This window comes from Spirillospora sp. NBC_01491 (genome assembly GCF_036227065.1).
Lineage (GTDB): Bacteria > Actinomycetota > Actinomycetes > Streptosporangiales > Streptosporangiaceae > Spirillospora > Spirillospora xylanilytica.
This window is the reverse complement of sequence record NZ_CP109432.1, coordinates 7,707,462-7,729,196: the sequence shown is the minus strand read 5'-3', so window position 1 is coordinate 7,729,196 and position 21,735 is coordinate 7,707,462. Positions and strand designations below refer to the sequence as shown.

The following is a 21,735-nucleotide window of genomic DNA, read 5'->3' as shown; positions in this document are numbered from 1 at the left end:
CCTTGGCAGCTTTCTCCATACGACCTGTCGCGCGCCGCGGTCTAACGTCCCACCAGAGGCCGGGGACCCGACGGCGGACGGCCTGCGACCGGCATCGACAGCGGCTTCGGGAGGACCAGTGACCGCCCTCGTTCGCGAGCCGATCCCGCTGACGGCACGGCCGGGACCGCGTCCCCCCGCCGCCGGCGCCGCGAGCCTCATGCTGCGCCCGGTACTCGACCCGCCACGCCGCCCGGCGCGGGTGATCGCGGTCTTCCCGACCGCGGTGTACCTGGAGCTGCGCGGCCCCGAGGAGCCCCGGGTGGTCGCGGTCGTCACCTCCGACGCGGTGCGTCCGCCGAACGCCGTCGTCGTCGTGGCCGAGCGCCGGGACCGTCCCTTCCACCGGATCCGCGAGGGCCTGGAGGCCTGGGTCGGCGACGGCCGCGTCGAGGCGGCCGGCCTGCACGTGCGGGTCCGCCGCTGGTGGGCCCCCTCCCCCGCGCTCGGCACGATGTCGCCGCCGGCCCTGGCGCGCGGCCTGCGGTCGCTGGAGAACTCCCTCACCGCCGCCGGGATGACCGGGGGCGGCCTGGCCGGCCACCCCGACCCGCTCCAGCTCGCCGAACGCTGCGCGGCCGGCGACCTGGCGGGCGCGGTCGAGGCCGCCGAGCGCATCGTCGGCCTCGGGCCCGGCCTCACCCCGAGCGGCGACGACATCCTGTCCGGCATGCTGGTCTCGCTGCGGCTGCTCGGCGGCGCCGTCCGGCCCGGCGGCACGGCGGTGTGGCTGGCCGACTGGCTCGGCGCGGCGGTGACCGCCGACGCGGGCACCCGCACCACCGCGCTGTCGGCCACCCTCCTGCACTGCGCCGCGGCCGGCGGCGCCGGCGCCGAGGTCGCCGCCGTCCTGCGCGGCGTCGCCGGTCACGAGGCACCCGCCGCGGCGGTCCGCCGGCTGCTGTCGGTCGGCCACACCTCCGGCGCCGACCTGGCCTGGGGCGTCCTGGCCGGCTCCCGCGCCACCCTCGCCCTCGCCTCCGCCACCGAACACTCCCACCGGGCCACAGCATGAGCCGAGCGGGGAGCACATGAGCGAGGTGGAGGGGCGCGGCGCCGCCTGGACTGACGAGCGAGGAACGAGCGAGGAGGGAAGGCGGCGCCCAAAAGCGCCCCGAAGCCGAGCGGGGAACACAGCATGAGCGAGGTGGAGGGGCGCGGCGCCGCCTGGACTGACGAGCGAGGAACGAGCGAGGAGGGAAGGCGGCGCCCAAAAGCGCCCCGAAGCCGAGCGGGGAACACAGCATGAGCGAGGTGGAGGGGCGCGGCGCCGCCTGGACTGACGAGCGAGGAACGAGCGAGGAGGGAAGGCGGCGCCCAAAAGCGCCCCGAAGCCGAGCGGGGAACACAGCATGAGCGAGGTGGAGGGGCGCGGCGCCGCCTGGACTGACGAGCGAGGAACGAGCGAGGAGGGAAGGCGGCGCCCAAAAGCGCCCCGAAGCCGAGCGGGGAACACAGCATGAGCGAGGTGGAGGGGCGCGGCGCCGCCTGGACTGACGAGCGAGGAACGAGCGAGGAGGGAAGGCGGCGCCCAAAAGCGCCCCGAAGCCGAGCGGGGAACACAGCATGAGCGAGGTGGAGGGGCGCGGCGCCGCCTGGACTGACGAGCGAGGAACGAGCGAGGAGGGAAGGCGGCGCCCAAAAGCGCCCCGAAGCCGAGCGGGGAACACAGCATGAGCGAGGTGGAGGGGCGCGGCGCCGCCTGGACTGACGAGCGAGGAACGAGCGAGGAGGGAAGGCGGCGCCCAAAAGCGCCCCGAAGCCGAGCGGGGAACACAGCATGAGCGAGGTGGAGGGGCGCGGCGCCGCCTGGACTGACGAGCGAGGAACGAGCGAGGAGGGAAGGCGGCGCCCAAAAGCGCCCCGAAGCCGAGCGGGGAACACAGCATGAGCGAGGTGGAGGGGCGCGGCGCCGCCTGGACTGACGAGCGAGGAACGAGCGAGGAGGGAAGGCGGCGCCCAAAAGCGCCCCGAAGCCGAGCGGGGAACACAGCATGAGCGAGGTGGAGGGGCGCGGCGCCGCCTGGACTGACGAGCGAGGAACGGCAGGAGACACAGATTGGGTTGAGGTTCGGCGGGGGGCCTACCGCGACTCGGTTTCGCTGATGCGGGTGAGCCGGAGCATCGTGGGGCGGGACGGGGTGACCGAGGCGATGGCCGCGATGGGCACCGGGCTCAACCTGGAGGTGCTGGCCCGGATGGGGTTCGCGGTGCCGGGGGGCACGGGGCCGGGCGACCTGGTGGTGGCGATCCGGGCGGGCGCGGAGGAGGCGCTCGACGGGGCCAGGGACGCGCTGGACGGGCTGCTGCGCGGACGCGAGCCGGCGGCGGACGGCGCCGGGCTGTTCGGGGCGCCGCCGCCCGCGCGGACGACGGCGGCGGCGGCGTCGCGGACGGACGCGGGCATCGCCCTGCTGTCGGTGCCGGGCCCGCATGTGGTGCCCGAGGCGATGGACGCGCTGAACGCCGGCCTGAACGTGATGATCTTCAGTGACAACGTGCCGGTCGGCCAGGAGGTCGCGCTCAAGGAGGAGGCGGCGCGGCGCGGCCTGATCGTGATGGGGCCGGACTGCGGAACCGCGGTGGTCGGCGGCGCCGGGCTGGGGTTCGCGAACGCGGTGCGGCCGGGCCCGGTGGGCGTGGTGGCGGCGTCCGGCACGGGCGCGCAGCAGCTCATGTGCCTGCTGGACGCGGCGGGCGTCGGGGTGAGCCATGTGCTCGGGGTGGGCGGGCGCGACCTGTCGACCGAGGTGAGCGGCCGGTCGTCGCTGGCCGCGCTGGCCGCGCTGGACGCCGATCCGGCGACCGAGCTGATCATGCTGGTGTCCAAGCCTCCGGCGCCGCGAACCGCGGATCTGATCCGGGAGGCGGCGCGGCGGCTCGACACCCCCGTGGTGTTCGCGCTGCCGGCGCCCGGCGAGGACGATCTGACCCGGGCGGCGGAACGGGCGCTGGCGGCGCTCGGCCGGCCGGTGCCGGACTGGCCGCGCTGGCTCGCGTCCGGCCGGGACGGGGCGGGACGGGACGGACGGGGCGGCGAGAGCGGGCGGGCGCTGCGCGGGCTGTTCGCCGGCGGGACGCTGCGCGCCGAGGCCGAGGCCGTGGCGCGCGACCTGCTCGGCTGGGACCTGGAGGCGGGCGGGCACCGGCTGGTCGACTACGGCGACGACGCCTACACCCGGGGCCGCGCGCATCCGATGATCGACCCGACGCTGCGGCTGGAGGCGCTGGCCGACCAGGCCGCCGATCCGGGCTGCGGGGTGCTGCTGCTCGACGTGGTGCTGGGGTTCGGCGCCGACCCCGATCCGGCGGGCGCGCTCGCGCCCGTGCTCGCCGCGGCGCTACGGGACCGTGGCGACCTGGCGGCGGTGGTGTCCCTGTGCGGGACGCCGGCCGATCCGCAGGACCGCGACCGGCAGGCGGCGGCGCTGTGCGACGCGGGCGCGGACGTGTTCGCGTCCAACGCCGAGGCCGCCCGGCACGCGGTGCGGGCGGTGGCGGGGGCCGAGGGGGAGGCGTAGATGGGTGGGACCGGGCAGCGGCTGGGCGGTCTGCTGAACCGCGAGCCGCGGGTCGTCGCGGCGGGCGTCGGGGTGCTGGCCGACGCGCTCGTCCAGCAGGCCGTGCCGGTGGAGGGCGTCGACTGGAGACCGCCGCCCCCGGGCACCGAGGCGGCGCTGGCGGCGGTGCTCGGACGCCCCGGGCAGGCCGCGGCCGACGCGCTCGCCGTGGGGCGGATGCTGACCGCGCGGCCGGAGCTGGTGGACGTGCGGCCCGCCGGGGAGGTCCTCGGGCTGGAGCCGGGCACGTTCCTGCACGCGGGACCGCCGCTGGAGTGGGAGCGCGCGTCCGGGCCGATGCGGGGCGCGCTCGTCGGGGCGATGCTCCTCGAAGGGCTCGCCGCGACGCCGGAGGAGGCGGCCGGCGCCCTCGCGCGCGGTGCCGCGACGCTCGACCCGTGCCACCACCACGGCACGGTGGGGCCGATGGCGGGCGTGGTGAGCCCGTCGATGTGGATGCTGGTGGTGCGGGACGCCGAGCACGGCGGCACCGCGTACTGCTCGCTGAACGAGGGCCTCGGCAAGGTGCTGCGGTACGGGGCGTACGGGCCGGAGGTCATCGAGCGGCTGCGCTGGATGGGCGCCGGGCTGGGCCCGCTGCTGCGCGAGGCGGTGCGCCGGCACGGCCCGGTCGACCTGCTGTCCATCATGGCGCAGGCGCTCCAGATGGGCGACGAGCTGCACAACCGCAACCGGGCGGCGACGGCGCTGCTGGTGCGCGAGCTGGCGGCCGACCTCGCCGCCGCCGACGCGCCCCGCGACCGGGTCGCCGAGGTGTTCCGGTTCGCGGGCGGCAACGACCACTTCTTCCTCAACGCGGGGATGGCGGCGGCGAAGGCGGCGGCCGACGCCGCGCGGGGCGTGCCCGGGTCCGGGCTGGTGGTGGCGATGGCGCGCAACGGCACCGATTTCGGGATCCAGCTCTCGGGCACCGGCGACCGCTGGTTCACCGGGCCCGCGGGCGTCCCCGACGGGCTGTACCTGGGCGCGTACGGGCCGGACGACGCCAACCCCGACATCGGCGACTCGGCGATCACCGAGACCGCGGGGATGGGCGGGTTCGCGCTCGCCGCCGCGCCCGCGATCGTGCGTTTCGTCGGCGGCGAGGTGCCGGACGCGGTGGCGGCGACGCAGCGGATGTACGAGATCACCCTGGCCGAGCACCCGGCGCTCCAGATCCCGCTGCTGTCCTTCCGGGGCACCCCGGCCGGGATCGACGCGACCCGGGTGGTGCGGACCGGGATCCTGCCGGTCATCGACACCGGCATCGCGGGACGGGAGGCGGGCACCGGGCAGGTCGGCGCCGGGCTGGTCGAGCCGCCGGCCGAGGTCTTCACCGCCGCGCTGCTCGCGCTGGCCGAGGACGGGAGCCGCCCGGAGCCGCCGCGGTGAGCGGCCGATCGGGCCGGGCCGGGACTCCCCACGGGGCCCGATCTTGGGGGATCATGGCGGGGTGAACTTGAGCGTCTCCTCGATCGACGACCTGTCCGCGCGCGTCTCCGCCGTCCGCGACGAGCATCGGCTGCACTTCCCGGGGGCGGCCACCGGACGGCAGCCGGTGCACACGGTGTACATCCCGGCCGACCGGTTCGCGCACTCGACGCCCGCCGAGTACGGCGCCGAGGCGCTGCGTCTCCTCAACACGCACACGCCGGGCGCCGGGTCGTTCGGCGGGGCGTTCGGCATCGACCCCGAGATCGCCGGGCTGGTCCGCGAGCGGGTGGCGGCCAAGCTCGCGCACGAGCCGGTCGAGGACGTCCGCATCGACTTCGAGGACGGCTACGGGACGCGTCCCGACGCCGAGGAGGACGCGCACATCGGGCAGGTGGTCGAGGAGATCGGCACCGCCTACCAGGCCAAGACGCTCCCGCACTACTGGGGGCTGCGGGTCAAGTCGTTCGCCGACGGCGGCCACGAGCGCGCGATGCGGACGCTCGACGGGTTCCTCACCGCGCTGCGCGACCGGCTCGGCCGGCTGCCCGGCGGGTTCACCATCACCTTCCCGAAGGTGGTGATGGCCGAGCACGTCGCGCTGTTCGTGGAGTACCTGGACCGGCTGGAGACCTCGCTCGGGCTGCCCGCGGGCATCCTGCGCTTCGAGGTGCAGGTGGAGACGGCCGAGGCGATCATCGACCACGAGGGCCGGACCGGGCTGCGCGCCATCGCCGGCGCCGCCGGCGGCCGGATGACCGCCGCGCACTTCGGCGTGTTCGACTACACCGCCGCCTGCGGGCTGCCGCCCGAGGAGCAGCGCCTCGACCATCCCGCGTGCGACTTCGCCCGGCACGTGATGCAGGTCGCGTTCGCCGGCACCGGTATCCGGCTGTCGGACGGCTCCAGCAACGTGATCCCCCGCAACGACGGCCCCGACGAGGTCAACGAGGCGTGGGCGGTGCACGCCGCGCAGGTGCGGCACTCGCTGCGGCACGGCTTCTACCAGGGCTGGGACCTGCATCCGGCGCACCTGCCGAGCCGGTACGCGGCCGTCTACGCCTTCCACCTGTCCGGGGTCGACGACGTGATCGGCCGCGTCCGGGCCTGGCAGGAGCGGGCGGCGGTGGGCGGGCACGGGGTGGTGGACGAGCCCGCGACGGTCCGGGCCCTGGTCGACCGGCTGCGCCGCGCCGTCGACTGCGGCGCCCTCGACGAGAGCGCGCTCCCCGAGGGCGCGCTCCCCGAGGGCGCCTGAACCGCGCCGGTCAGCGGCCCCGGCCGAAGACCCGGTCAGCGGGCCTCCTGGCCCCTGAACTCGGCCAGGTCGCCCGGGGTGTCGATGTCGTCGGGCGCCGCGACCCCGTCGCACGGGACGTGCGTGACCAGCCCGGGGTTGGCGCGCAGGAACGCGCGCGCGCCGACGTCTCCCGCCGCTCCCCCGGCCACGGCCGCGAAGTGCTCGGCCCCGATGAGCACCGGGTTGCGCGGCTTCCCGCCGTAGGTCGCGACCGCGACGCGGGCGCCCGCCTCGTACGCCTCGATCAGCCGCGCGACGGCGGCGGAGGTGATCCGGGGCTGGTCGACCAGCGCGACGATCACGGCGGGGCAGGCCGGCGGCAGCGCGGCGAGCCCGGCGCGCAGCGACGAGCCCATGCCGGTGCGCCACTCGGCGTTGGGCACCACGACCGCGCCGATCACCTCGATCTGCGCGGCGCCGGACACCACCAGCACCGGCGAGCAGCCCCCGCTCCGCAGCATGTGCACGCCCCGGTCGACCAGGCGCTCGCCGTCCAGCTCCACCAGGGCCTTCGGCCGGCCGAGCCGGCTGCCCTCCCCCGCGGCCAGCAGCAGGCCGGCCGGGGGCTCCTCACCGTGCAGGGTCATCGACCGAGGGTAGCCCTCCTCACCCGGACCGACCAGCGTTTACCGGGGGCCGTCAGGTGCCGCGCCGGTCCCGCCGCCGGTCCCGGCGCCGCCGCGGACGCCGGCGTGGATGCGTCCGCCCGTCTCGGTGAGCGGCCGTCCGGAGCCGCCCCAGCGGAACTGGACGAGCTCGGCCGCGATGGACACCGCGGTCTCCTCCGGGGTGCGGGCGCCCAGGTCCAGCCCGATCGGCGACCGCAGCCGGGACAGCTCGGCGCCGGTCAGGCCCGCCTCGCGCAGCCGGGCCAGCCGGTCCTGGTGGGTGCGCCGCGAGCCCATCGCGCCGACGTACCCGGCGGGCGTGCGGAGCGCGACCTCCAGCAGCGGGACGTCGAACTTCGGGTCGTGGGTCAGCACGCAGATCGCGGTGCGGGCGTCGATGCCCGCCGCGGCGTCCTCCCGGACCTCCTCCAGGAACCTGTGCGGCCACTTCACCACGACCTCGTCGGCCTCGGGGAACCGCTTGGCCGTCGCGAACACCGGCCGCGCGTCGCAGACCGTCACGTGGTAGCCGAGGAACGCGCCGACGCGGGCGACGGCCGCCGCGAAGTCGATCGCGCCGAACACCAGCAGCCGGGGCGGCGGTGCGAAGGAGTGCACGAAGACCGCGAGGTCGTCCAGCCGCCGCTCGCCCTCGCGCCCGTAGTGCCGCTGCCCGGTGCGGCCCTGGGCGAGCATGCCGCGCACGTCGTCGTCGGCGGCGGCGTCGAGCCGCGCCGCGTGCGGCTCGCCGGGCGCGAGGCTGCCCGCCGACCGGTCCGCCCACACCACCCGGCGGGCGCCGACCCGGCCCGGACCGGCGACCACGGTGGCGACCGCGACCGGCTCGCGCGCCTCGATCGAGGCCGCGACCGCGGCGAACTCGGGGAAGGCCGCGGGGCCGACCGGCTCGACCAGCACGTCCAGGATGCCGCCGCAGGTCAGCCCGACGGCGAACGCGTCGTCGTCGCTCACCCCGTACCGGCGCACCACGGCCTGGCCGCTCTCCAGCACCGACCGCGCCAGCTCGTACACCGCGCCCTCGACGCAGCCGCCCGACACGCTGCCGGCCACCTCCCCGGCGGCCGACACCGCCATCGCGGCGCCGGGCTGGCGGGGCGCGCTGCGGAAGGTGTTGACCACGGTGGCCAGGCCGAACGTCTCGCCGGCCGCGTACCAGCCGGCGATGTCACCGAGCACGTCGCGCATGTGCGCTCCCCCTCACGCGTCCGCCGCCGATCAGGCGGGCCAGGTCCTCAAGGGCGGCCAGGCTGTGCCCGGAGGTGAAGTCGTCGACGTGCGGGAGCGCCGCGGCCATCCCCGCCGTGAGGGGCTCGTACCCGGGACGGGCCCGGTGCGGGTTGGCCCACACGACCCGGTGGGCCAGCCGCCGCAGCCGGGCCATCTGCTCGCCGAGCAGCCCGGCGTCGCCGCGCTCCCAGCCGTCGGAGGCGATCACCACGATCGCGCCGCGGGCCAGGCCGCGCTGCCCGAACCGGTCGAGGAACTCCTTGAGCTCCGCGCCGAGCCGGGTGCCGCCGCTCCAGTCGGGGATCACCGCGGACGCCGCCGCCATCGCCGCGTCCGGGTCGCGGTGCCGCAGCTCGCGGGTGAGCCGGGTGAGCCGCGTCCCGGCGCTGAAGGCCTCGACCGACCGGCCGCCGGACCGGACCGCCGCGTGCGCGAACCGCAGCAGCGCGTCGGCGTAGGGCCCCATCGAGCCGCTGACGTCCACGATCAGCACCACCTTGCGCGGCCGGGTGCGGTGCGCGCGGTACCGGGGCGGCGCCGGCTCGCCGCCCCGGCGCAGCGTCTCCCGGACGGTGCGGGCCGGGTCGGGACGTCCGGTGGTCGCCGGCTCGAAGCGGCGCGACCTGCGCCGTTCGGTCGCGGCGTCCAGCAGCGCGATGAGCCGTCCGACCTCGGCCCGCTCGGCCGCGCCGAGCCGCGCCACGTCACGGTCGCGGAGCACCTCCACGTCGCTGGCGGCGGCGGTGCCGACCTCCGGGTCGTCCGCGCCGTCCGGCGCGGGAGGACGGGCCCCGTCGGTGAGCGTGCGGCGCAGGGTCGGCGGGGGCGGCGCGGGACGGCCGGGCCGGGCGGTGGCGCCGGAGAAGTACGCGGCGAAGCAGCGGTCGTAGCGGGGCAGGTCGGCGGGGTCGGCGCACAGCGTGAGCCGGCCGGCCCAGTAGACGTCGGCCGGGGCCAGCACGTCGAGGTGGTCGAGGGCGCCGAGCATCGCCCGGACCCGTTCGGGGTCCGCGGGGCAGCCGGCGGCGCGCAGCGTCCGGGCGAAGCCGACCATCGTCTCGGTGACGTCCCGCCCGGCGTCCACGGTCAGCCCCCGTCGAGCAGCGCGCCGAGCCCGGCCGCGCGCACCCGCTGCTGGTCCTCGCGGTACTTCAGCACGGTGCCGAGCGTCACCGCGGCGGTGCCCGGGTCGAGGTCGCGGGCGCCGAGCGCGACCAGGGCCTCGGCCCAGTCGAGGGTCTCGGCCACCCCGGGCGGTTTGAGCAGGTCGGCGGCGCGCAGCCGCTGGGCGGCGCGGGCGACCTGCCCGGCGAGCCGCCCGGCCGCGTCCGGGAGGCGCCGCCGGATGATGGCCACCTCGCGGTCGAAGGTGGGGTGCTCCAGCCAGTGGTAGAGGCAGCGGCGCTTGAGCGCGTCGTGGACCTCGCGGGTGCGGTTCGAGGTCACCACCACGACGGGCGGCGCCTCGGCCCGGACGGTGCCGAGCTCGGGCACCGAGATGGTGAAGTCGCTCAGCACCTCCAGCAGGAACGCCTCGAACTCGTCGTCGGCCCGGTCGACCTCGTCGACCAGCAGCACGCTCGGCGTGGTCTCCAGGGCCTGGAGCAGCGGGCGGGCAAGCAGGAAGCGCCGGTGGTACAGCTCGCCCTCGAGGCGGGCGACGTCGGTGACCCCGGCGGCCTCGGCGGCGCGCAGGTGCAGGAGCTGCCGGGGGAAGTCCCAGTCGTACAGCGCCTGCGAGGCGTCCAGGCCCTCGTAGCACTGCAACCGGATCAGCGGCGCGTCCAGCACCGCCGCGAGGGTCTTGGCCAGCTCGGTCTTGCCGACCCCGGCCTCGCCCTCCAGGAACAGCGGGCGGCCCATCCGCAGCGCCAGGAAGCACGCGGTGGCCAGGCCGTCGTCGCAGAGGTAGGCGTGCCGCTCGAGCAGGCCCGCCAGCTCGGCGGGCGAGGCGGCCGTCGTCCGAATGTGCGCCACACGACTCAGGCTACTCAGCGGACCACTCGCCTCACATGGGCGGACCAGACCGAATTTGTCGCACAATAATCCGTTTAACTCAGTAGGGAAAGTTGACTTTCACGGCCGCCCTCAGCAGCATCAGGGGCATGGATCGCGACCTCGCCGACGAGCTCGTCCACCCACCCGCGCCCGCCCCGGGAGGGCCCGACCGGCAGGCCGACGCGCTGACCCGGCGCGGGCTGCTGCGGCTCTCCGCGGGCGCCGCCGGCGCCGGGCTGGGCGCCGCCCTCACCGGAACCGCCCGCGCCACCGGAACCTCCCGCGCCACCGGGCCCGCCGGGCCCGCCGCGACCGCCGCCGGGGGCCGCCCGGCGAGGCTCGTGACCGCGCCGTCCGAACCGTCCACCGCGTCGACCGTGTCCGGCATCGTCAAGCCGCTGCCGCCCGAGCTGTTCGTCCCGCAGGGCACCAACGCCGAGATGCGCTGGGAGGCGATGCGCGGGCAGGGCCCGGTCACGCCGGTCGACCGGTTCTTCGTCCGCAACCACGTCTCCACCCCGCTCATCGACGCCCGCACCTGGCGGCTGAGGCTGTGGGGCACCGGGCTGCGCGGCTCCCCCGGCGAGGACCGCCCGATCGAGTTCTCCTACGCCGACCTGCTCGCCATGCGCGCCGAGACCGTCACCGCGTTCATCGAGTGCACCGGCAACGGGCGCAGCCTGTTCACCTCGCAGCAGGGGCAGGCGGTCTCCGGCACCGCGTGGAGGCTCGGCGCCGTCGGCGTCGCGCACTGGCGCGGGGTGCGGCTGTCGGCCGTCCTGGAACGTGCCGGTATCACCCGCCGGGCAGTGGACATCATGCCCCGCGGCCTCGACCCTGAGTACGTGGACAACGGTGAGGACCTCGGCCACGTCCGGCGCCCGCTCCCGGTCGCCAAGGCGCTCGACGACGTGCTGCTGGCGTACGAGATGAACGGGGCGCCGCTGCCGCCCGATCACGGGCACCCCGTCCGGCTCGTCGTGCCGTCCTGGGTGGGCATCGCCTCGATCAAGTGGGTCGGCGACATCCAGGTGTCCGACACGCCGCTCTCCTCGCCCTGGAACACGCGCTTCTACCGGATGTTCGGCCCCGGACACCCGCCCGAGGGCAGCGCCCCGCTCACCCGGATGAACCTCAAGAGCGCGTTCGAGCTGCCGTGGGACGCCACCCTCCGCGCGGGCCGCACGCACGTCCTGCACGGCCGGTCGTGGTCGGGCGGCGGGCGGGTGCGCGCGGTGTCGGTGAGCGCGGACGGCGGCGCGACCTGGCACCGCGCCCGCACCCGCGGCCCCGTCCCCGCCCGGGGCTGGGTGCGCTGGGAGTTCCCGTGGCGGCCGGCGGCGCCGGGCCGGCACGAGCTGCTCGCGCGGGCCTCCGACGAGACCGGCGCCGTCCAGCCCGCCACCGTGCCGCACAACACCCTCGGTTACCTCTTCGGTGCGATCGCCCGCCATCCAGTCACGGTGAAGTGAGGATCCCCCCATGGCACTCTGGAAGCCGGACTCGACCTTCTACGCCTCCCCGCGCGACGCGGTCGCGGCGCCTCCCGAGAAGCTCGCCTACGTCGCCGCGTTCGACCGGGCCGCCGCCAGGCCCGACGCGATCGCGGTGCTCGACGTCGACCCCGGCTCCGGCACCTACGGCGAGGTGGTCGGCTGGACCGACCTGCCCAACCTCGGCGACGAGCTGCACCACTTCGGGTGGAACGCGTGCAGCAGCGCGCTGTGCCCGTACGCGCCGCACCCGCACGTCGAGCGCCGGTACCTGATCGTGCCGGGGCTGCGCTCGTCCCGGATCTACGTGATCGACACCAAGGACGACCCGACCGCCCCGAAGATCGTCAAGACCCTCGAACCCGACGAGCTGGCCAAGCACGCGGGCTACTCCCGCCCGCACACCGTGCACTGCGGCCCCGAGGGGCTCTACCTCACCGCGCTCGGCGGCGCCGGGGGCGACGACGGACCCGGCGGCATCGCCCTGCTCGACCACACCTCCTTCGAGGTGCTCGGCCGCTGGGAGGTCGACCGCGGCCCGCAGTACTTCGCCTACGACGCCTGGTGGCACATCGCGCACGACGTGCTGGTCACCTCCGAGTGGGGCACCCCGTCCATGATCGAGGACGGAGTGGTCGGCGAGCTGCTCCTCGGCCGCAAGTACGGGCACGCGCTGCACTTCTGGGACCTGCGAAAACGCCGCCATGTGCAGAGTGTCGACCTCGGCGACGAGCACCAGATGGCGCTGGAGCTGCGGCCCGCGCACGACCCGACCCGCCAGTACGGGTTCGTCGGGGTGGTGGTCAGCGTCGAGGACCTGTCGGCGTCGGTGTTCCTCTGGTACCGCGACGGCGACGCCTGGGCCGCCAAGAAGGTCATCACCATCCCCGCCGAGCCCGCCGACGCGTCCGCGCTGCCGCCGGTCATCCAGCCGTTCGGCGCCGTCCCGCCGCTGATCACCGATATCGACCTGTCGGTCGACGACCAGTGGCTGTACGTCTCGTGCTGGGGCACCGGCGAGCTGAAACGCTACGACGTCAGCGACCCGTTCGACCCGGTCGAGGCCGGCTCGGTCCGCATCGGCGGCATCGCCCGCCGCACCCCGCACCCCGCCACACCGGACCTCCCCCTCGCCGGCGGACCGCAGATGGTCGAGGTCAGCCGCGACGGCCGCCGCGTCTACGTGACCAACTCGCTCTACGGCTCCTGGGACGACCAGTTCTATCCCGACGGCGTCGGCGCCTGGATGGCCAAGCTCGACTCCACCGCCGGCGGCCTCGCCTTCGACGAGCGGTTCTTCCCGCAGGGCGACGCCTGGCGCGGGCTGCGTCCGCACCAGACCCGGCTCCAGGGCGGGGACGCCTCGTCCGACTCCTACTGCTACCCGTGACGTGAGGGACGGATCGCTCGCCGCCCTCGTCGCGCTCGGCGCCTTCCACGGGCTCAATCCGGGCATGGGCTGGCTGTTCGCCGTCGCGCGCGGCCTCCAGGAGCGCAGCCGCGCCCGCGTCATGCAGGCGCTGCCGGCCATCGCCGCCGGGCACGCCGCCTCGGTCGGCGCCGTGGCCGTCCTGGTGGTGCTGACCCGCTCGGTGGTCGCGACCCAGGTGGTCGCGATCGCCGGCGGCGCGCTGCTCGTCGGGTTCGGGCTGTGGCACCTGCTGTCGCGGCGGCACTTCCGGTGGGTCGGGATGAAGCTGTCGCTCCGGCAGCTCGCCGGATGGTCGTTCCTGATGTCGTCGATGCACGGCGCCGGGCTGATGCTGCTGCCGCTGCTCACCTCGGACGCCCCGGCCGGGCAGGGGCACGGCCACGGGCACGGGTTCGGCGCGGCGTCCGGGAGCGCGCTCTCCACCGGCGTGTTCGTCACCGGCGTCCACACCCTGGCGATGTTCGCCGTCGCGGGCGCCATCGCCGTCACCGTGTACGAGGTCGTCGGGCTCGCCGTCCTGCGGCACGCCTGGTTCAACCTCGACCGGGTCTGGGCCGTCGCGCTCATCGGCGCCGGGACCGCCACCCTCATCACCGCCTGACCGCTCCCCCAATTCTTGGCCATGCCGCCCGGCGGCGCTTGCCGCCACCCCTGCGAACTGCGAATCTCCTACCGCCAACGAGGTGAACGGGGACGTCATGAGGTCAGCACACCGGACCGCGGCGGCGGTGCTCACGGCCGCGCCGCTCCTGCTCGTCCCCGCACCGGCCGCCGCCCGAGCGGGCACCGCCCCAACGGGCACACCCGCCGCGGGCACGGCCACCACGGGCACCTCCACCACGAGGACGGCCGCAGCCGGCCCGTCCGGCATCGGCGCCAGGTCCGCCTACCTCGTCGACGACCGGACGGGCCGCGCCCTGTGGGCCCGCGCCGCCGGAACCAGGCGGCCCATCGCCAGCCTCACCAAGGTCATGACAGCGCTCGTCGTGCTCCGCGCGGGCCACCTCGACCGGACCATCACCATCAAGCGGAAGCACATCGCCTACGCCCGCCGCCACGGCGGCACCACGGCCGCGCTCCGCGCGGGCGACCGGCTCACCGCCCGCCAGCTCCTCTACGGGCTGATGCTCCCCTCCGGCTGCGACGCCGCGTACGCCCTCGCCGACGCCTACGGGCCCGGCCGGCGCGGCTTCGTCGGCAAGATGAACGGCACCGCCCGGCGGCTCGGCCTCACCCGCACCCGCTACGCCAACTTCGACGGCCTGCCGTGGCCCACCGCCCACTCGACCTCGTCCACGGCCCGCGACCAGGTGCGGCTCGGCCGCGCGGCGATGAGGCGGGCCGACTTCCGCGCCGTGGCCGCCCGCCGCACCTACCGGCTCGGCGCGACCCGCGGCCACCACGCCTACCGCTGGACCAGCACCAACCGCCTGCTCGGCTCGTACCGGGGCGCCACCGGCGTCAAGACCGGCACCACCAGGGCGGCCGGCCACTGCCTGCTGTTCGCCGCCCGCCGAGGCGGGCGCACCCTGGTCGGCGTGGTCCTCGCCAGCTCGGCCGCCCGGGAGCGGGCCCGCTTCACCGACGCCACCAAGATCCTCAACTGGGGCTTCCGCACCCGCCGCTAGCCCGCCCCGCCCGGCCGGACGAGACCGTCGGGCCGGGCGGGGCGGGCAGAGCGGACGGGGCAGGCGGGGCCGCGGCCTCAGGCGCCGGGGCCGGGGCCGGGGCCGGTGGTCTCGCCATGTCGGACGAGGAGGGCCCTGAGCTCGGCGAGCTGCCCGGCGCAGCGGTCGCGCTCGGCGCCGTTGAGGCCCATCGCGCCGAGCGAGGTGCCGTCGGCCAGGTCGAGAGTGGGCCACGGCTCGCCGACGGTCATGTCGGCGTCGACCACCTCGGGCCACTCCAGCCGGCGGGTGCGGAACGCGTTGACGACCGTCAGGCCGGACGCGTCGGCCGCGACGCGGCAGCGGGCCAGCATGTGCAGCACCCAGGCCGCGCCCAGCGCGAACAGCACCATCAGCACCCGGTCGAACAGCTTGAACTGGGGCGCCACCACCACGGCGAGCACGACCATGCCGAGCACCACCACGCCCGCCGTCGCGTAGGCGACGATCCGGGTGGTGCGCGGGCGCCACACCACCGGAAGCGCCGGCGCGTCAGTCAACGATCTTGGAGATGGGGATCTCGAGGATGTCGTGCGCGCCCGCGGCCTTCAGCGCCGGGATCAGCGTGTTGACGCCGCGCTTGGCGACCACGGACTCGACCGCATTGTGGTCGCCGCCCGCGAGCGAGGTGACCGTGGGCGAGGACATCGACGGCATGATGTCGAGCACCGCGCGCAGGTCGGCCTGGGCGACGTTCAGCTTGAGCAGCACGTTGCCGCGGGCGCGGATGGCGCCCTGGAGGAGCAGCGAGACGTCCTCCATCGCGGCGCGCTTCTCCGGGTTCTCGTACGCCTCACGGTTGGCGACCAGCTCGGTGTAGCTGGTGAGCAGCGTGTCGAGGATGCGCAGGCCGTTCTTGCGGAGCGAGGAGCCGGTCTCGGTGAGGTCGACGATCACGTCCACGATGTCGGGGACCTTGGCCTCGGTGGCGCCGTAGGACGGGACGACCTTGGCCTTGACGCCGTGCTTGTCCAGGAACCGGGCGGTCATCGCCGGGAACTCGGTGGAGATCCGGACGCCCTCGGGCAGGTCGGAGACCTTCTGCCAGGGCGCGTCGTTCGGCACCGCCATGATCACCTTGACCGGGTCGGAGGTGGCCTTGGAGTACTGGAGCTCGCCGAGGCTCACCACGTCGGCGTCGGTCTCGGTGATCCAGTCGCGGCCGGTGATGCCGAGGTCGAACAGGCCCTGCTCGAGGTAGGTCGGGATCTCCTGCGGGCGCAGCACCCGCACCCGGTCGATGCGCGGATCGTCGATGGAGGCGCGGTAGTCGCGGTCGGACGCGCGCCGGACGGTGAGGTCGGCGGCGTCGAACAGCGCCGTGGTCGCCTTCTCGAGGGAGCCCTTGGGCAGGACGAGAGACAGCACGATGAAGCCTTTCGGTGGGATCGGTGGGAATCCGGGACGTGCGGAGCTCGGATGCGCGGGTCGCCGGGGGCCTGCGCCCCCGTGGCCCCGCTAGAAATGCTCCGGCGCGCGCCCGGCGTGACCGTGATGCCGCGGACCTCGCAGGGTCAGTGCCGTACAGCGTGCGGTCACAGTCGCCTCCCGTCCCGCTCGACGTCCTCACCCCCCGGCCGGGCGGTGATCACTACCCGGCCCTCCGGACGGCACCGTCCGGGGCGGATCTCCACGTCAGATCCTACGCCGTACCCGCAGGTGCTCGGCCTCACCCCCGCCGATCGGGCCCCGGCGGGTCACCGGTCCCGCAGCCGGCGCAGGGTCAGCGCCGTGTCGAGCGCCGCCACCGCGGCCTCCCAGCCCTTGTCCTCGGAACTCGTGGGCAGCCCGCTGCGCTCCAGCGCCTGCTCGACCGTGTCGCACGTCAGCACACCGTTGCCGACCGGGGTCGCGGCGTCCAGCCCGACCCGGGTCACGCCCGCGGTGACCGAGTCGCACACGTAGTCGAAGTGCGCGGTCGCGCCGCGGATCACCGCACCCAGGCAGACCACGGCGTCCAGGTCGCGGGCGAGCTGCTGCGCGACGACCGGCAGCTCCAGCGCGCCCGCCACCCGCTCGACCACCGGCTCGTCCACCCCGCACGCCTTGGCCGCCTCGAGCGCGCGCTCCAGCAGCCGGTCGGTGATCTGGCCGTGCCAGCGGGTGCACACGATGCCGAGCGTCAGGCCGCGCGCGTCGACGACGCGGTCCTCGGGACGTCCCGCCCCGCTCATCAGAGGCCCTCGATCCGGTGTCCGAGACGGTCGCGCTTGACCGTCAGGTAGCGGCGGTTGTGCTCGGTGACCACCGAGGGCAGCGCCTCGCGGCCGAGCACCTCCAGGCCGTAGCCCTCCAGGCCGCTGAGCTTGGCGGGGTTGTTGGTCAGCACCCGGACGGACCGGACGCCGAGGTCGCGCAGCATGTGCGCGGCGTTGGAGTACTCGCGGGCGTCGGCGGGGAGCCCGAGCTCCAGGTTGGCGTCGACGGTGTCGGAGCCGGTGTCCTGGAGCGCGTACGCGCGGAGCTTGGCCAGCAGGCCGATGCCGCGGCCCTCGTGGCCGCGCAGGTAGAGCAGCACGCCGCGGCCCTCAGCGGAGATCCGCTCCATGGCCGCGTCGAGCTGGGTGCCGCAGTCGCACCGCTCGGAGTGCAGGACGTCGCCGGTGAGGCACTCGGAGTGCGCCCTGACCAGCACGTCGCCGCCGTCGCCGAGGTCGCCGAGGACCAGCGCGACGTGCTCGCCGCCGTCGACGTCGCCGGAGAACCCGACCGCGCGCCACTCCCCGTACCGGTTGGGCAGCCGGGTCTCCACGACCCGCCGGACCATGGGCTCGTGCCGCTTGCGGTGCTCGGCGAGCTGCTCGATCGAGATCAGCCGGAGCCGGTGCTCCTTGGCGAACACCTGGAGCTCGGGCAGCCGCGCCATGGTGCCGTCCTCGTTGACGACCTCGGCGAGGACGCCCGCGGGGGCCAGCCCGGCGAGCCGGGCCAGGTCGACGGCGGCCTCGGTGTGGCCGCGGCGGCGCAGCACGCCGCCCTCGCGGTAGCGCAGCGGGAAGATGTGGCCGGGCCGCACCAGCTCGCCCGGCACGGTCGCCGGGTCGCTCAGCGCGCGGATCGTCCGCGCCCGGTCGGCGGCGGAGATCCCGGTGCTGACCCCGTCGCGGGCGTCCACGCTGACGGTGTAGGCGGTCCGCATCCGCTCGGAGTTCTGCGCGGTCATCAGGGGGATCTGGAGCCGGTCGAGGTCGGCGCCCTCCATCGGGACGCAGATCACCCCGCTGGTGTGGCGGATCGTGAAGGTGAGCAGCTCGGGCGTCGCCGCGCCGGCGGCGAAGATGATGTCGCCCTCGTTCTCCCGGTCCTCGTCGTCGACCACCACGACCGGCCGCCCGGCCGCGATGTCGGCGATCGCGTCCTCGATGGAGTCGAAGATCCCGTCGGTCGTACTGGGGCTCACAGGGCCACCGCCTTGTTCCGTGGGTTCGGCGCGCCGTGCGTCCGGGACTCCCGGAGCCAGTCGCGGAACCCGATCATCACCATCAGGAAGAAGATGCCGTAGACGGCACCGGAGACGTACAGCCCGGACTTGAAGGCCAGCGGGACGCCCACCAGGTCGACCAGGACCCAGATGACCCAGAAGTCGACGAGGGCGCGGCTCTGCGCGAACGTCGCGACCGCGCTGCCGACGAAGATGTAGGCGTTGGCCCAGGGGGACCAGGCGACCTGGAGCCAGTCCAGGTGGGTGAACAGCTCGGCGACGACGACCGTGCCGCCCACCAGCGCGGCGAGCAGCACCACCCGCTCGCGCACGGTGGCCTGCCGGACCAGCAGGCCGCGGTCGGCGCGCCGGCCGCGCGTCCACATCGTCCAGCCGTACGCCGCCAGCAGGCAGAACAGCACCTGCTTGAGCGCGTTGCCGGGGACGTGCGCGTGCAGCGAGGCGGCGAGCAGCAGCAGCGCGCCGGCGAGCTGGACGGGCCAGGTCCACAGCGTCCTGCGCATCGCGAGCCAGACGACGGCGAGCGAGAGCGCGTTGCCCGCCAGGTCGGTCCACAGGATGTGCTCTCCGAAGAGGGAGAAGCTCGCGTCAATCCAGCCCATGGGGGGTCTCCCGGTCGCCGATCATGCGCTCGACGTACTTGGCCACCACGTCCGCCTCGAGGTTGACCGGGTCGCCGGGACCCTTGTGGCCGAGCGTGGTGAGCGCGAGCGTGGTCGGGATGAGCGCGATGCTGAACCGGTCGGCCCCGGCCTCGACCACGGTGAGGCTGATGCCGTCGACGGTGATGGAGCCCTTGTCGACCAGGTAGCGGGACAGCCCGTCCGGCAGGCCGATGGTGACCAGGTCCCAGCGCTCGCCCGGCTCCCGCGAGATGATCTCGCCGACCCCGTCGACGTGGCCCTGCACCAGGTGCCCGCCGAGCCGGTCCGACAGCCGCACCGGACGTTCCAGGTTGACCTTGGAGCCGGGTTCCAGCGCGCCGAGGGCGGACTTGCCGAGGGTCTCCTTGATGACGTCGGCGGTGAAGGTCTCGTCCTTGACGTCCACCACCGTGAGACAGACGCCGTTGACGGCGATCGAGGCGCCGTGGACGGCGTCGCGCGTGACGAGCGGTCCGCGGACCGTGACGGTGACCGAGTCGCCCTGCGGCTCGATCGCCACGATCTCGCCGAGTTCCTCGACGATGCCGGTGAACATCTCCCGGGCCTCCTCATTCGCGGGTGCGAACGGGCTCCGGGGGACGTGCCATGGGTGCGGCCACCCCAATGCAGGGGCCTACAGCGCGCTGCCTCCCATCCGGACTTTCACCGTCGGTCCCGGAGTTCCACCGGGTCAACCGGCCGATGGCTTCGGCCGGGTCGCGGACTGTCACCGCCGGTTCGGAATTGCACCGACCCCGGAGCACGCGTTTCACTGCTTCGCAACCAGTGTGCCATGCCGTGCATTCCCGTTCCCATGTGAGACTGCCCACGGCCACATTTGGCCAAACAAGCGCTCGCTAGGTTTTTCGGGAGCGGGCATCCCCCGGACACACCCGGCACGTCCGGCCCGCGTCCGGGCCGCGTCCGGCGCTGGCCGGCGGCGGACGCGGACACGGCGGGCCCGGGCGGCGCGGCCCCACCGTTTCGTCCGCCATTCGTTGCGCACGGGAACTGCCCGCGATAATCAGCGAATAGCCAAGGGATAATCCGCCTTCATAGAGTCGGCCGATGTCGAATTCCACGCCCGCTCACCGAAGGAGTTCCCCCATGACCTGGACGACGAGGACGGCGGCGCTGGCACTGGCCGCCGCGATCCCGGCGGGCGCCCTCGCGGCCCCCGCGATGGCGCAGGCCGACGCCCCGCCGGCGTCGGCGCCGGCGGGATCCGCGCAGGCCGTGCAGCTGAAGGGGTGCGGCACCCACCTCAGCAAGCCGGCCAGGATCAAGCCCGGCAGCCGGTATAGGGTCGCGGCGAAGGCCGAATCCACGACCGCCTGCAACGGGACCTGGAAGTTCCGCGCGACGATCCAGGTGTACATCGACAAGCACTGGAAGGTGATCACGGCGAAGAAATGGACGGGCCGGGACCGGGTCACCCTCGTCAAGAACTGCCCGTCAGGGAAGAAGCGCGCCTTCCGCACCAAGATCTACGTCACGCACGGCGGCACGTCGACCCACAAGAGCAAGACCGTCCACCTCTACTGCTGACCGCCTGAAGGACGCGCGGCGCCGGAGACGCCGAGCCCCCGGGCCGTGGCGCGGACGGACGTGAGGTCGGGGACGATCAGGTCGGCCCCGCCGAGCTCGGCGGGATCGTGGCTGGTGCCGACCGCCAGGACGGTGGCCCCGGCGGCGCGGCCCGCCGCGATGCCCGCGGGCGCGTCCTCCACGACCACGCAGCCGGCCGGGTCGACGCCGAGGCGGCGGGCGGCCAGCAGGTAGCCGGACGGGTCGGGCTTGCCGTCCGCGACGTCCTCGGCGGTGACGGCGACCCGTGGCAGCGGGACGCCCGCGACCGTCGAGCGGGCGGCGAGCAGGCCCCGGTCCATGGACGTGACGATGGCCCACGGCAGGCCGTTCATGGCGGCCAGCAGGTCCAGCGCGCCGGGGAGCGCGGTGATGCCGTCGGTGTCGGCGGCCTCGAGGGCGTCGAGCCGCTCGGTGGCCGCGCGGACCTCGGACGCCGGCAGGAACTCGGCGACGCGGTCGGAAGTGCGGCGGCCGTGGGCGCCCGAGAGGTAGGCGTCGGCGTCGATGCCGTAGCCGGCGGCCCAGCGGCGGGCCGCGCGCTCGACGACGGGGGTCGAGTCGACCAGGGTGCCGTCCACGTCGAACAGGACGGCGGCGCAGGGCACGATCACCCGGTGGCCGCCCCTTCGGCCTGGGCCCGCAGCTTGCGGACGGCCTCGGCCGGGTCCTCGGCGCCGTAGACGGCGCTGCCCGCGACGAACACGTCGGCGCCGGCCTCGGCGCACCGCTCGATCGTCGCGGCACTGACGCCGCCGTCGACCTGGAGCCACACCGGCAGGTCGCGGCCCCTGATCAGCTCGCGGGCGCGCCGGACCTTCGGCAGCACCACGTCGAGGAACGGCTGCCCGCCGAAGCCCGGCTCGACCGTCATCAGCAGCAGCATGTCGATCTCGCCGAGCAGGTCCTCGAAGCCCTCGACGGGCGTGGCCGGGTTGACGCCGAGCCCGGCGCGGGCCCCGGCGGCGCGGATGGTGCGCAGGGTGCGGACCGGCGCCTTGGCGGCCTCGGCGTGGATGGTCACGCTGCCGGCGCCGGCCTCGGCGTACTCCGGCGCCCAGCGGTCCGGGTCCTCGATCATCAGGTGGCAGTCGAGCGGGAGCGGGCTGGACTCCAGCAGCGACCGCACGACCGGCAGGCCGAGGGTGAGGTTCGGCACGAAGTGGTTGTCCATCACGTCGACGTGCACCCAGTCGGCGGCGTCGGCGATCTTCGCGACGTCGTCGGCGAGCCGGGAGAAGTCGGCGGACAGGATGCTGGGAGAGATCTGCGGAGGAGCCATGATG

21 protein-coding genes and 1 riboswitch are annotated in these 21,735 nt (G+C 75.1%); of the genes, 9 read left to right on the top strand and 12 right to left on the bottom strand.

The genetic code is table 11. From position 1 onward, the window contains the following. Window positions 1–118 precede the first annotated feature (118 nt). The 4 genes from OHA34_RS35940 (at window position 119) to OHA34_RS35925 (ending at window position 6,288) form a co-directional block, all read left to right on the top strand. A complete protein-coding gene (locus OHA34_RS35940) occupies window positions 119–1,054 on the top strand; it encodes a DUF2877 domain-containing protein (protein ID WP_285936850.1) in 936 nt (311 codons plus the stop codon). A gap of 1,090 nt (window positions 1,055–2,144) precedes the next feature. Beyond that, window positions 2,145–3,560: an FdrA family protein gene (locus OHA34_RS35935; RefSeq protein ID WP_329520109.1), complete on the top strand. Its 1,416-nt coding sequence runs from the start codon at window positions 2,145–2,147 to the stop codon at window positions 3,558–3,560. After that, entirely contained in the window at window positions 3,561–4,991 is a 1,431-nt protein-coding gene (locus tag OHA34_RS35930) for a DUF1116 domain-containing protein (protein ID WP_329520108.1), read from the top strand. A gap of 61 nt (window positions 4,992–5,052) precedes the next feature. Then, complete coding sequence (locus OHA34_RS35925) at window positions 5,053–6,288, top strand: DUF6986 family protein (protein WP_329520107.1); 1,236 nt, start codon at window positions 5,053–5,055, stop codon at window positions 6,286–6,288. Between the two features lie 35 nt (window positions 6,289–6,323). Here OHA34_RS35925 and OHA34_RS35920 read toward each other — a convergent pair whose 3' ends face one another. Genes OHA34_RS35920 through OHA34_RS35905 form a run of 4 tightly spaced genes read right to left on the bottom strand, consistent with a single transcriptional unit; the run spans window position 6,324 to window position 10,163 of the window. Next, window positions 6,324–6,917: a nucleotidyltransferase family protein gene (locus tag OHA34_RS35920; protein ID WP_329520106.1), complete on the bottom strand. Its 594-nt coding sequence runs from the start codon at window positions 6,915–6,917 to the stop codon at window positions 6,324–6,326. A 39-nt stretch (window positions 6,918–6,956) separates the two neighbouring features. Then, window positions 6,957–8,144 (bottom strand): XdhC family protein, encoded by a 1,188-nt coding sequence (locus OHA34_RS35915; RefSeq protein WP_329520105.1) that lies wholly within the window; start codon window positions 8,142–8,144, stop codon window positions 6,957–6,959. Further along, a complete protein-coding gene (locus OHA34_RS35910; RefSeq protein WP_329520104.1) occupies window positions 8,125–9,270 on the bottom strand; it encodes a vWA domain-containing protein in 1,146 nt (381 codons plus the stop codon). The genes OHA34_RS35915 and OHA34_RS35910 overlap by 20 nt, the downstream gene beginning before the upstream one ends. A 2-nt stretch (window positions 9,271–9,272) precedes the next feature. After that, window positions 9,273–10,163 carry an AAA family ATPase gene (locus OHA34_RS35905; protein WP_329520103.1) on the bottom strand — a complete coding sequence of 297 codons (891 nt, stop codon included), beginning with the start codon at window positions 10,161–10,163 and terminating at the stop codon, window positions 9,273–9,275. 128 nt (window positions 10,164–10,291) lie between these two features. On the opposite strand from OHA34_RS35905, the gene OHA34_RS35900 reads away from it, so the two are divergent. The 4 genes from OHA34_RS35900 (at window position 10,292) to OHA34_RS35885 (ending at window position 14,737) form a co-directional block, all read left to right on the top strand. Next, the gene (locus OHA34_RS35900; RefSeq protein WP_329520102.1) at window positions 10,292–11,656 is read left to right on the top strand and encodes a sulfite oxidase; all 1,365 of its coding nucleotides are present in this window, start codon (window positions 10,292–10,294) and stop codon (window positions 11,654–11,656) included. A gap of 10 nt (window positions 11,657–11,666) precedes the next feature. Next, a complete protein-coding gene (locus tag OHA34_RS35895) occupies window positions 11,667–13,067 on the top strand; it encodes a selenium-binding protein SBP56-related protein (protein ID WP_329520101.1) in 1,401 nt (466 codons plus the stop codon). Window position 13,068: 1 nt separating this feature from the next. Beyond that, entirely contained in the window at window positions 13,069–13,710 is a 642-nt protein-coding gene (locus tag OHA34_RS35890) for a hypothetical protein (protein WP_285936858.1), read from the top strand. Window positions 13,711–13,807: 97 nt separating this feature from the next. Then, window positions 13,808–14,737 (top strand): D-alanyl-D-alanine carboxypeptidase family protein, encoded by a 930-nt coding sequence (locus tag OHA34_RS35885; RefSeq protein ID WP_329520100.1) that lies wholly within the window; start codon window positions 13,808–13,810, stop codon window positions 14,735–14,737. A gap of 77 nt (window positions 14,738–14,814) precedes the next feature. Here the strand turns inward: OHA34_RS35885 and OHA34_RS35880 are convergent, their stop codons facing one another. From OHA34_RS35880 to OHA34_RS35855, 6 genes are all read right to left on the bottom strand, one after another. Continuing rightward, on the bottom strand, window positions 14,815–15,276 hold the full coding sequence (locus tag OHA34_RS35880) for a PH domain-containing protein (protein ID WP_285936860.1): 462 nt from the start codon (window positions 15,274–15,276) through the stop codon (window positions 14,815–14,817). Beyond that, window positions 15,269–16,144 carry an ATP phosphoribosyltransferase gene (gene hisG / locus OHA34_RS35875; RefSeq protein WP_285936861.1) on the bottom strand — a complete coding sequence of 292 codons (876 nt, stop codon included), beginning with the start codon at window positions 16,142–16,144 and terminating at the stop codon, window positions 15,269–15,271. Before hisG ends, OHA34_RS35880 begins: the two co-directional genes overlap by 8 nt. Window positions 16,145–16,473: 329 nt before the next feature. Further along, the gene (gene ribH / locus OHA34_RS35870) at window positions 16,474–16,950 is read right to left on the bottom strand and encodes a 6,7-dimethyl-8-ribityllumazine synthase (protein ID WP_285936862.1); all 477 of its coding nucleotides are present in this window, start codon (window positions 16,948–16,950) and stop codon (window positions 16,474–16,476) included. Continuing rightward, window positions 16,950–18,176 carry a bifunctional 3,4-dihydroxy-2-butanone-4-phosphate synthase/GTP cyclohydrolase II gene (locus tag OHA34_RS35865; protein WP_285936863.1) on the bottom strand — a complete coding sequence of 409 codons (1,227 nt, stop codon included), beginning with the start codon at window positions 18,174–18,176 and terminating at the stop codon, window positions 16,950–16,952. The genes ribH and OHA34_RS35865 overlap by 1 nt, the downstream gene beginning before the upstream one ends. Then, on the bottom strand, window positions 18,173–18,820 hold the full coding sequence (locus OHA34_RS35860; RefSeq protein WP_285936864.1) for a nicotinamide mononucleotide transporter family protein: 648 nt from the start codon (window positions 18,818–18,820) through the stop codon (window positions 18,173–18,175). Before OHA34_RS35860 ends, OHA34_RS35865 begins: the two co-directional genes overlap by 4 nt. Further along, window positions 18,807–19,418: a riboflavin synthase gene (locus OHA34_RS35855; RefSeq protein WP_285936865.1), complete on the bottom strand. Its 612-nt coding sequence runs from the start codon at window positions 19,416–19,418 to the stop codon at window positions 18,807–18,809. Before OHA34_RS35855 ends, OHA34_RS35860 begins: the two co-directional genes overlap by 14 nt. Before the next feature lie 81 nt (window positions 19,419–19,499). Next, a riboswitch (FMN riboswitch) is annotated at window positions 19,500–19,630 on the bottom strand. Between the two features lie 339 nt (window positions 19,631–19,969). On the opposite strand from OHA34_RS35855, the gene OHA34_RS35850 reads away from it, so the two are divergent. Next, a complete protein-coding gene (locus OHA34_RS35850) occupies window positions 19,970–20,410 on the top strand; it encodes a hypothetical protein (protein ID WP_329520099.1) in 441 nt (146 codons plus the stop codon). Here the strand turns inward: OHA34_RS35850 and OHA34_RS35845 are convergent. Together OHA34_RS35845 and rpe are read right to left on the bottom strand one after the other, a co-directional pair. Continuing rightward, the gene (locus tag OHA34_RS35845) at window positions 20,401–21,063 is read right to left on the bottom strand and encodes an HAD-IA family hydrolase (protein ID WP_329520098.1); all 663 of its coding nucleotides are present in this window, start codon (window positions 21,061–21,063) and stop codon (window positions 20,401–20,403) included. The genes OHA34_RS35850 and OHA34_RS35845 overlap by 10 nt on opposite strands. Then, complete coding sequence (gene rpe, locus OHA34_RS35840; RefSeq protein ID WP_285936868.1) at window positions 21,060–21,731, bottom strand: ribulose-phosphate 3-epimerase; 672 nt, start codon at window positions 21,729–21,731, stop codon at window positions 21,060–21,062. The genes OHA34_RS35845 and rpe overlap by 4 nt, the downstream gene beginning before the upstream one ends. Window positions 21,732–21,735 lie beyond the last annotated feature (4 nt).

Bases quoted from the DNA above. Each gene is read 5' to 3' on its own strand.
- OHA34_RS35895 (WP_329520101.1), top strand. From the start codon at position 11,667: ATGGCACTCTGGAAGCCGGACTCGACCTTCTACGCCTCCCCGCGCGAC.
- OHA34_RS35860 (WP_285936864.1), bottom strand. From the start codon at position 18,820: ATGGGCTGGATTGACGCGAGCTTCTCCCTCTTCGGAGAGCACATCCTG.
- OHA34_RS35915 (WP_329520105.1), bottom strand. From the start codon at position 8,144: ATGCGCGACGTGCTCGGTGACATCGCCGGCTGGTACGCGGCCGGCGAG.
- rpe (WP_285936868.1), bottom strand. From the start codon at position 21,731: ATGGCTCCTCCGCAGATCTCTCCCAGCATCCTGTCCGCCGACTTCTCC.
- OHA34_RS35920 (WP_329520106.1), bottom strand. From the start codon at position 6,917: ATGACCCTGCACGGTGAGGAGCCCCCGGCCGGCCTGCTGCTGGCCGCG.
- ribH (WP_285936862.1), bottom strand. From the start codon at position 16,950: ATGAGCGGGGCGGGACGTCCCGAGGACCGCGTCGTCGACGCGCGCGGC.
- OHA34_RS35855 (WP_285936865.1), bottom strand. From the start codon at position 19,418: ATGTTCACCGGCATCGTCGAGGAACTCGGCGAGATCGTGGCGATCGAG.
- OHA34_RS35850 (WP_329520099.1), top strand. From the start codon at position 19,970: ATGACCTGGACGACGAGGACGGCGGCGCTGGCACTGGCCGCCGCGATC.
- OHA34_RS35900 (WP_329520102.1), top strand. From the start codon at position 10,292: ATGGATCGCGACCTCGCCGACGAGCTCGTCCACCCACCCGCGCCCGCC.
- OHA34_RS35935 (WP_329520109.1), top strand. From the start codon at position 2,145: ATGCGGGTGAGCCGGAGCATCGTGGGGCGGGACGGGGTGACCGAGGCG.
- OHA34_RS35885 (WP_329520100.1), top strand. From the start codon at position 13,808: ATGAGGTCAGCACACCGGACCGCGGCGGCGGTGCTCACGGCCGCGCCG.
- OHA34_RS35930 (WP_329520108.1), top strand. From the start codon at position 3,561: ATGGGTGGGACCGGGCAGCGGCTGGGCGGTCTGCTGAACCGCGAGCCG.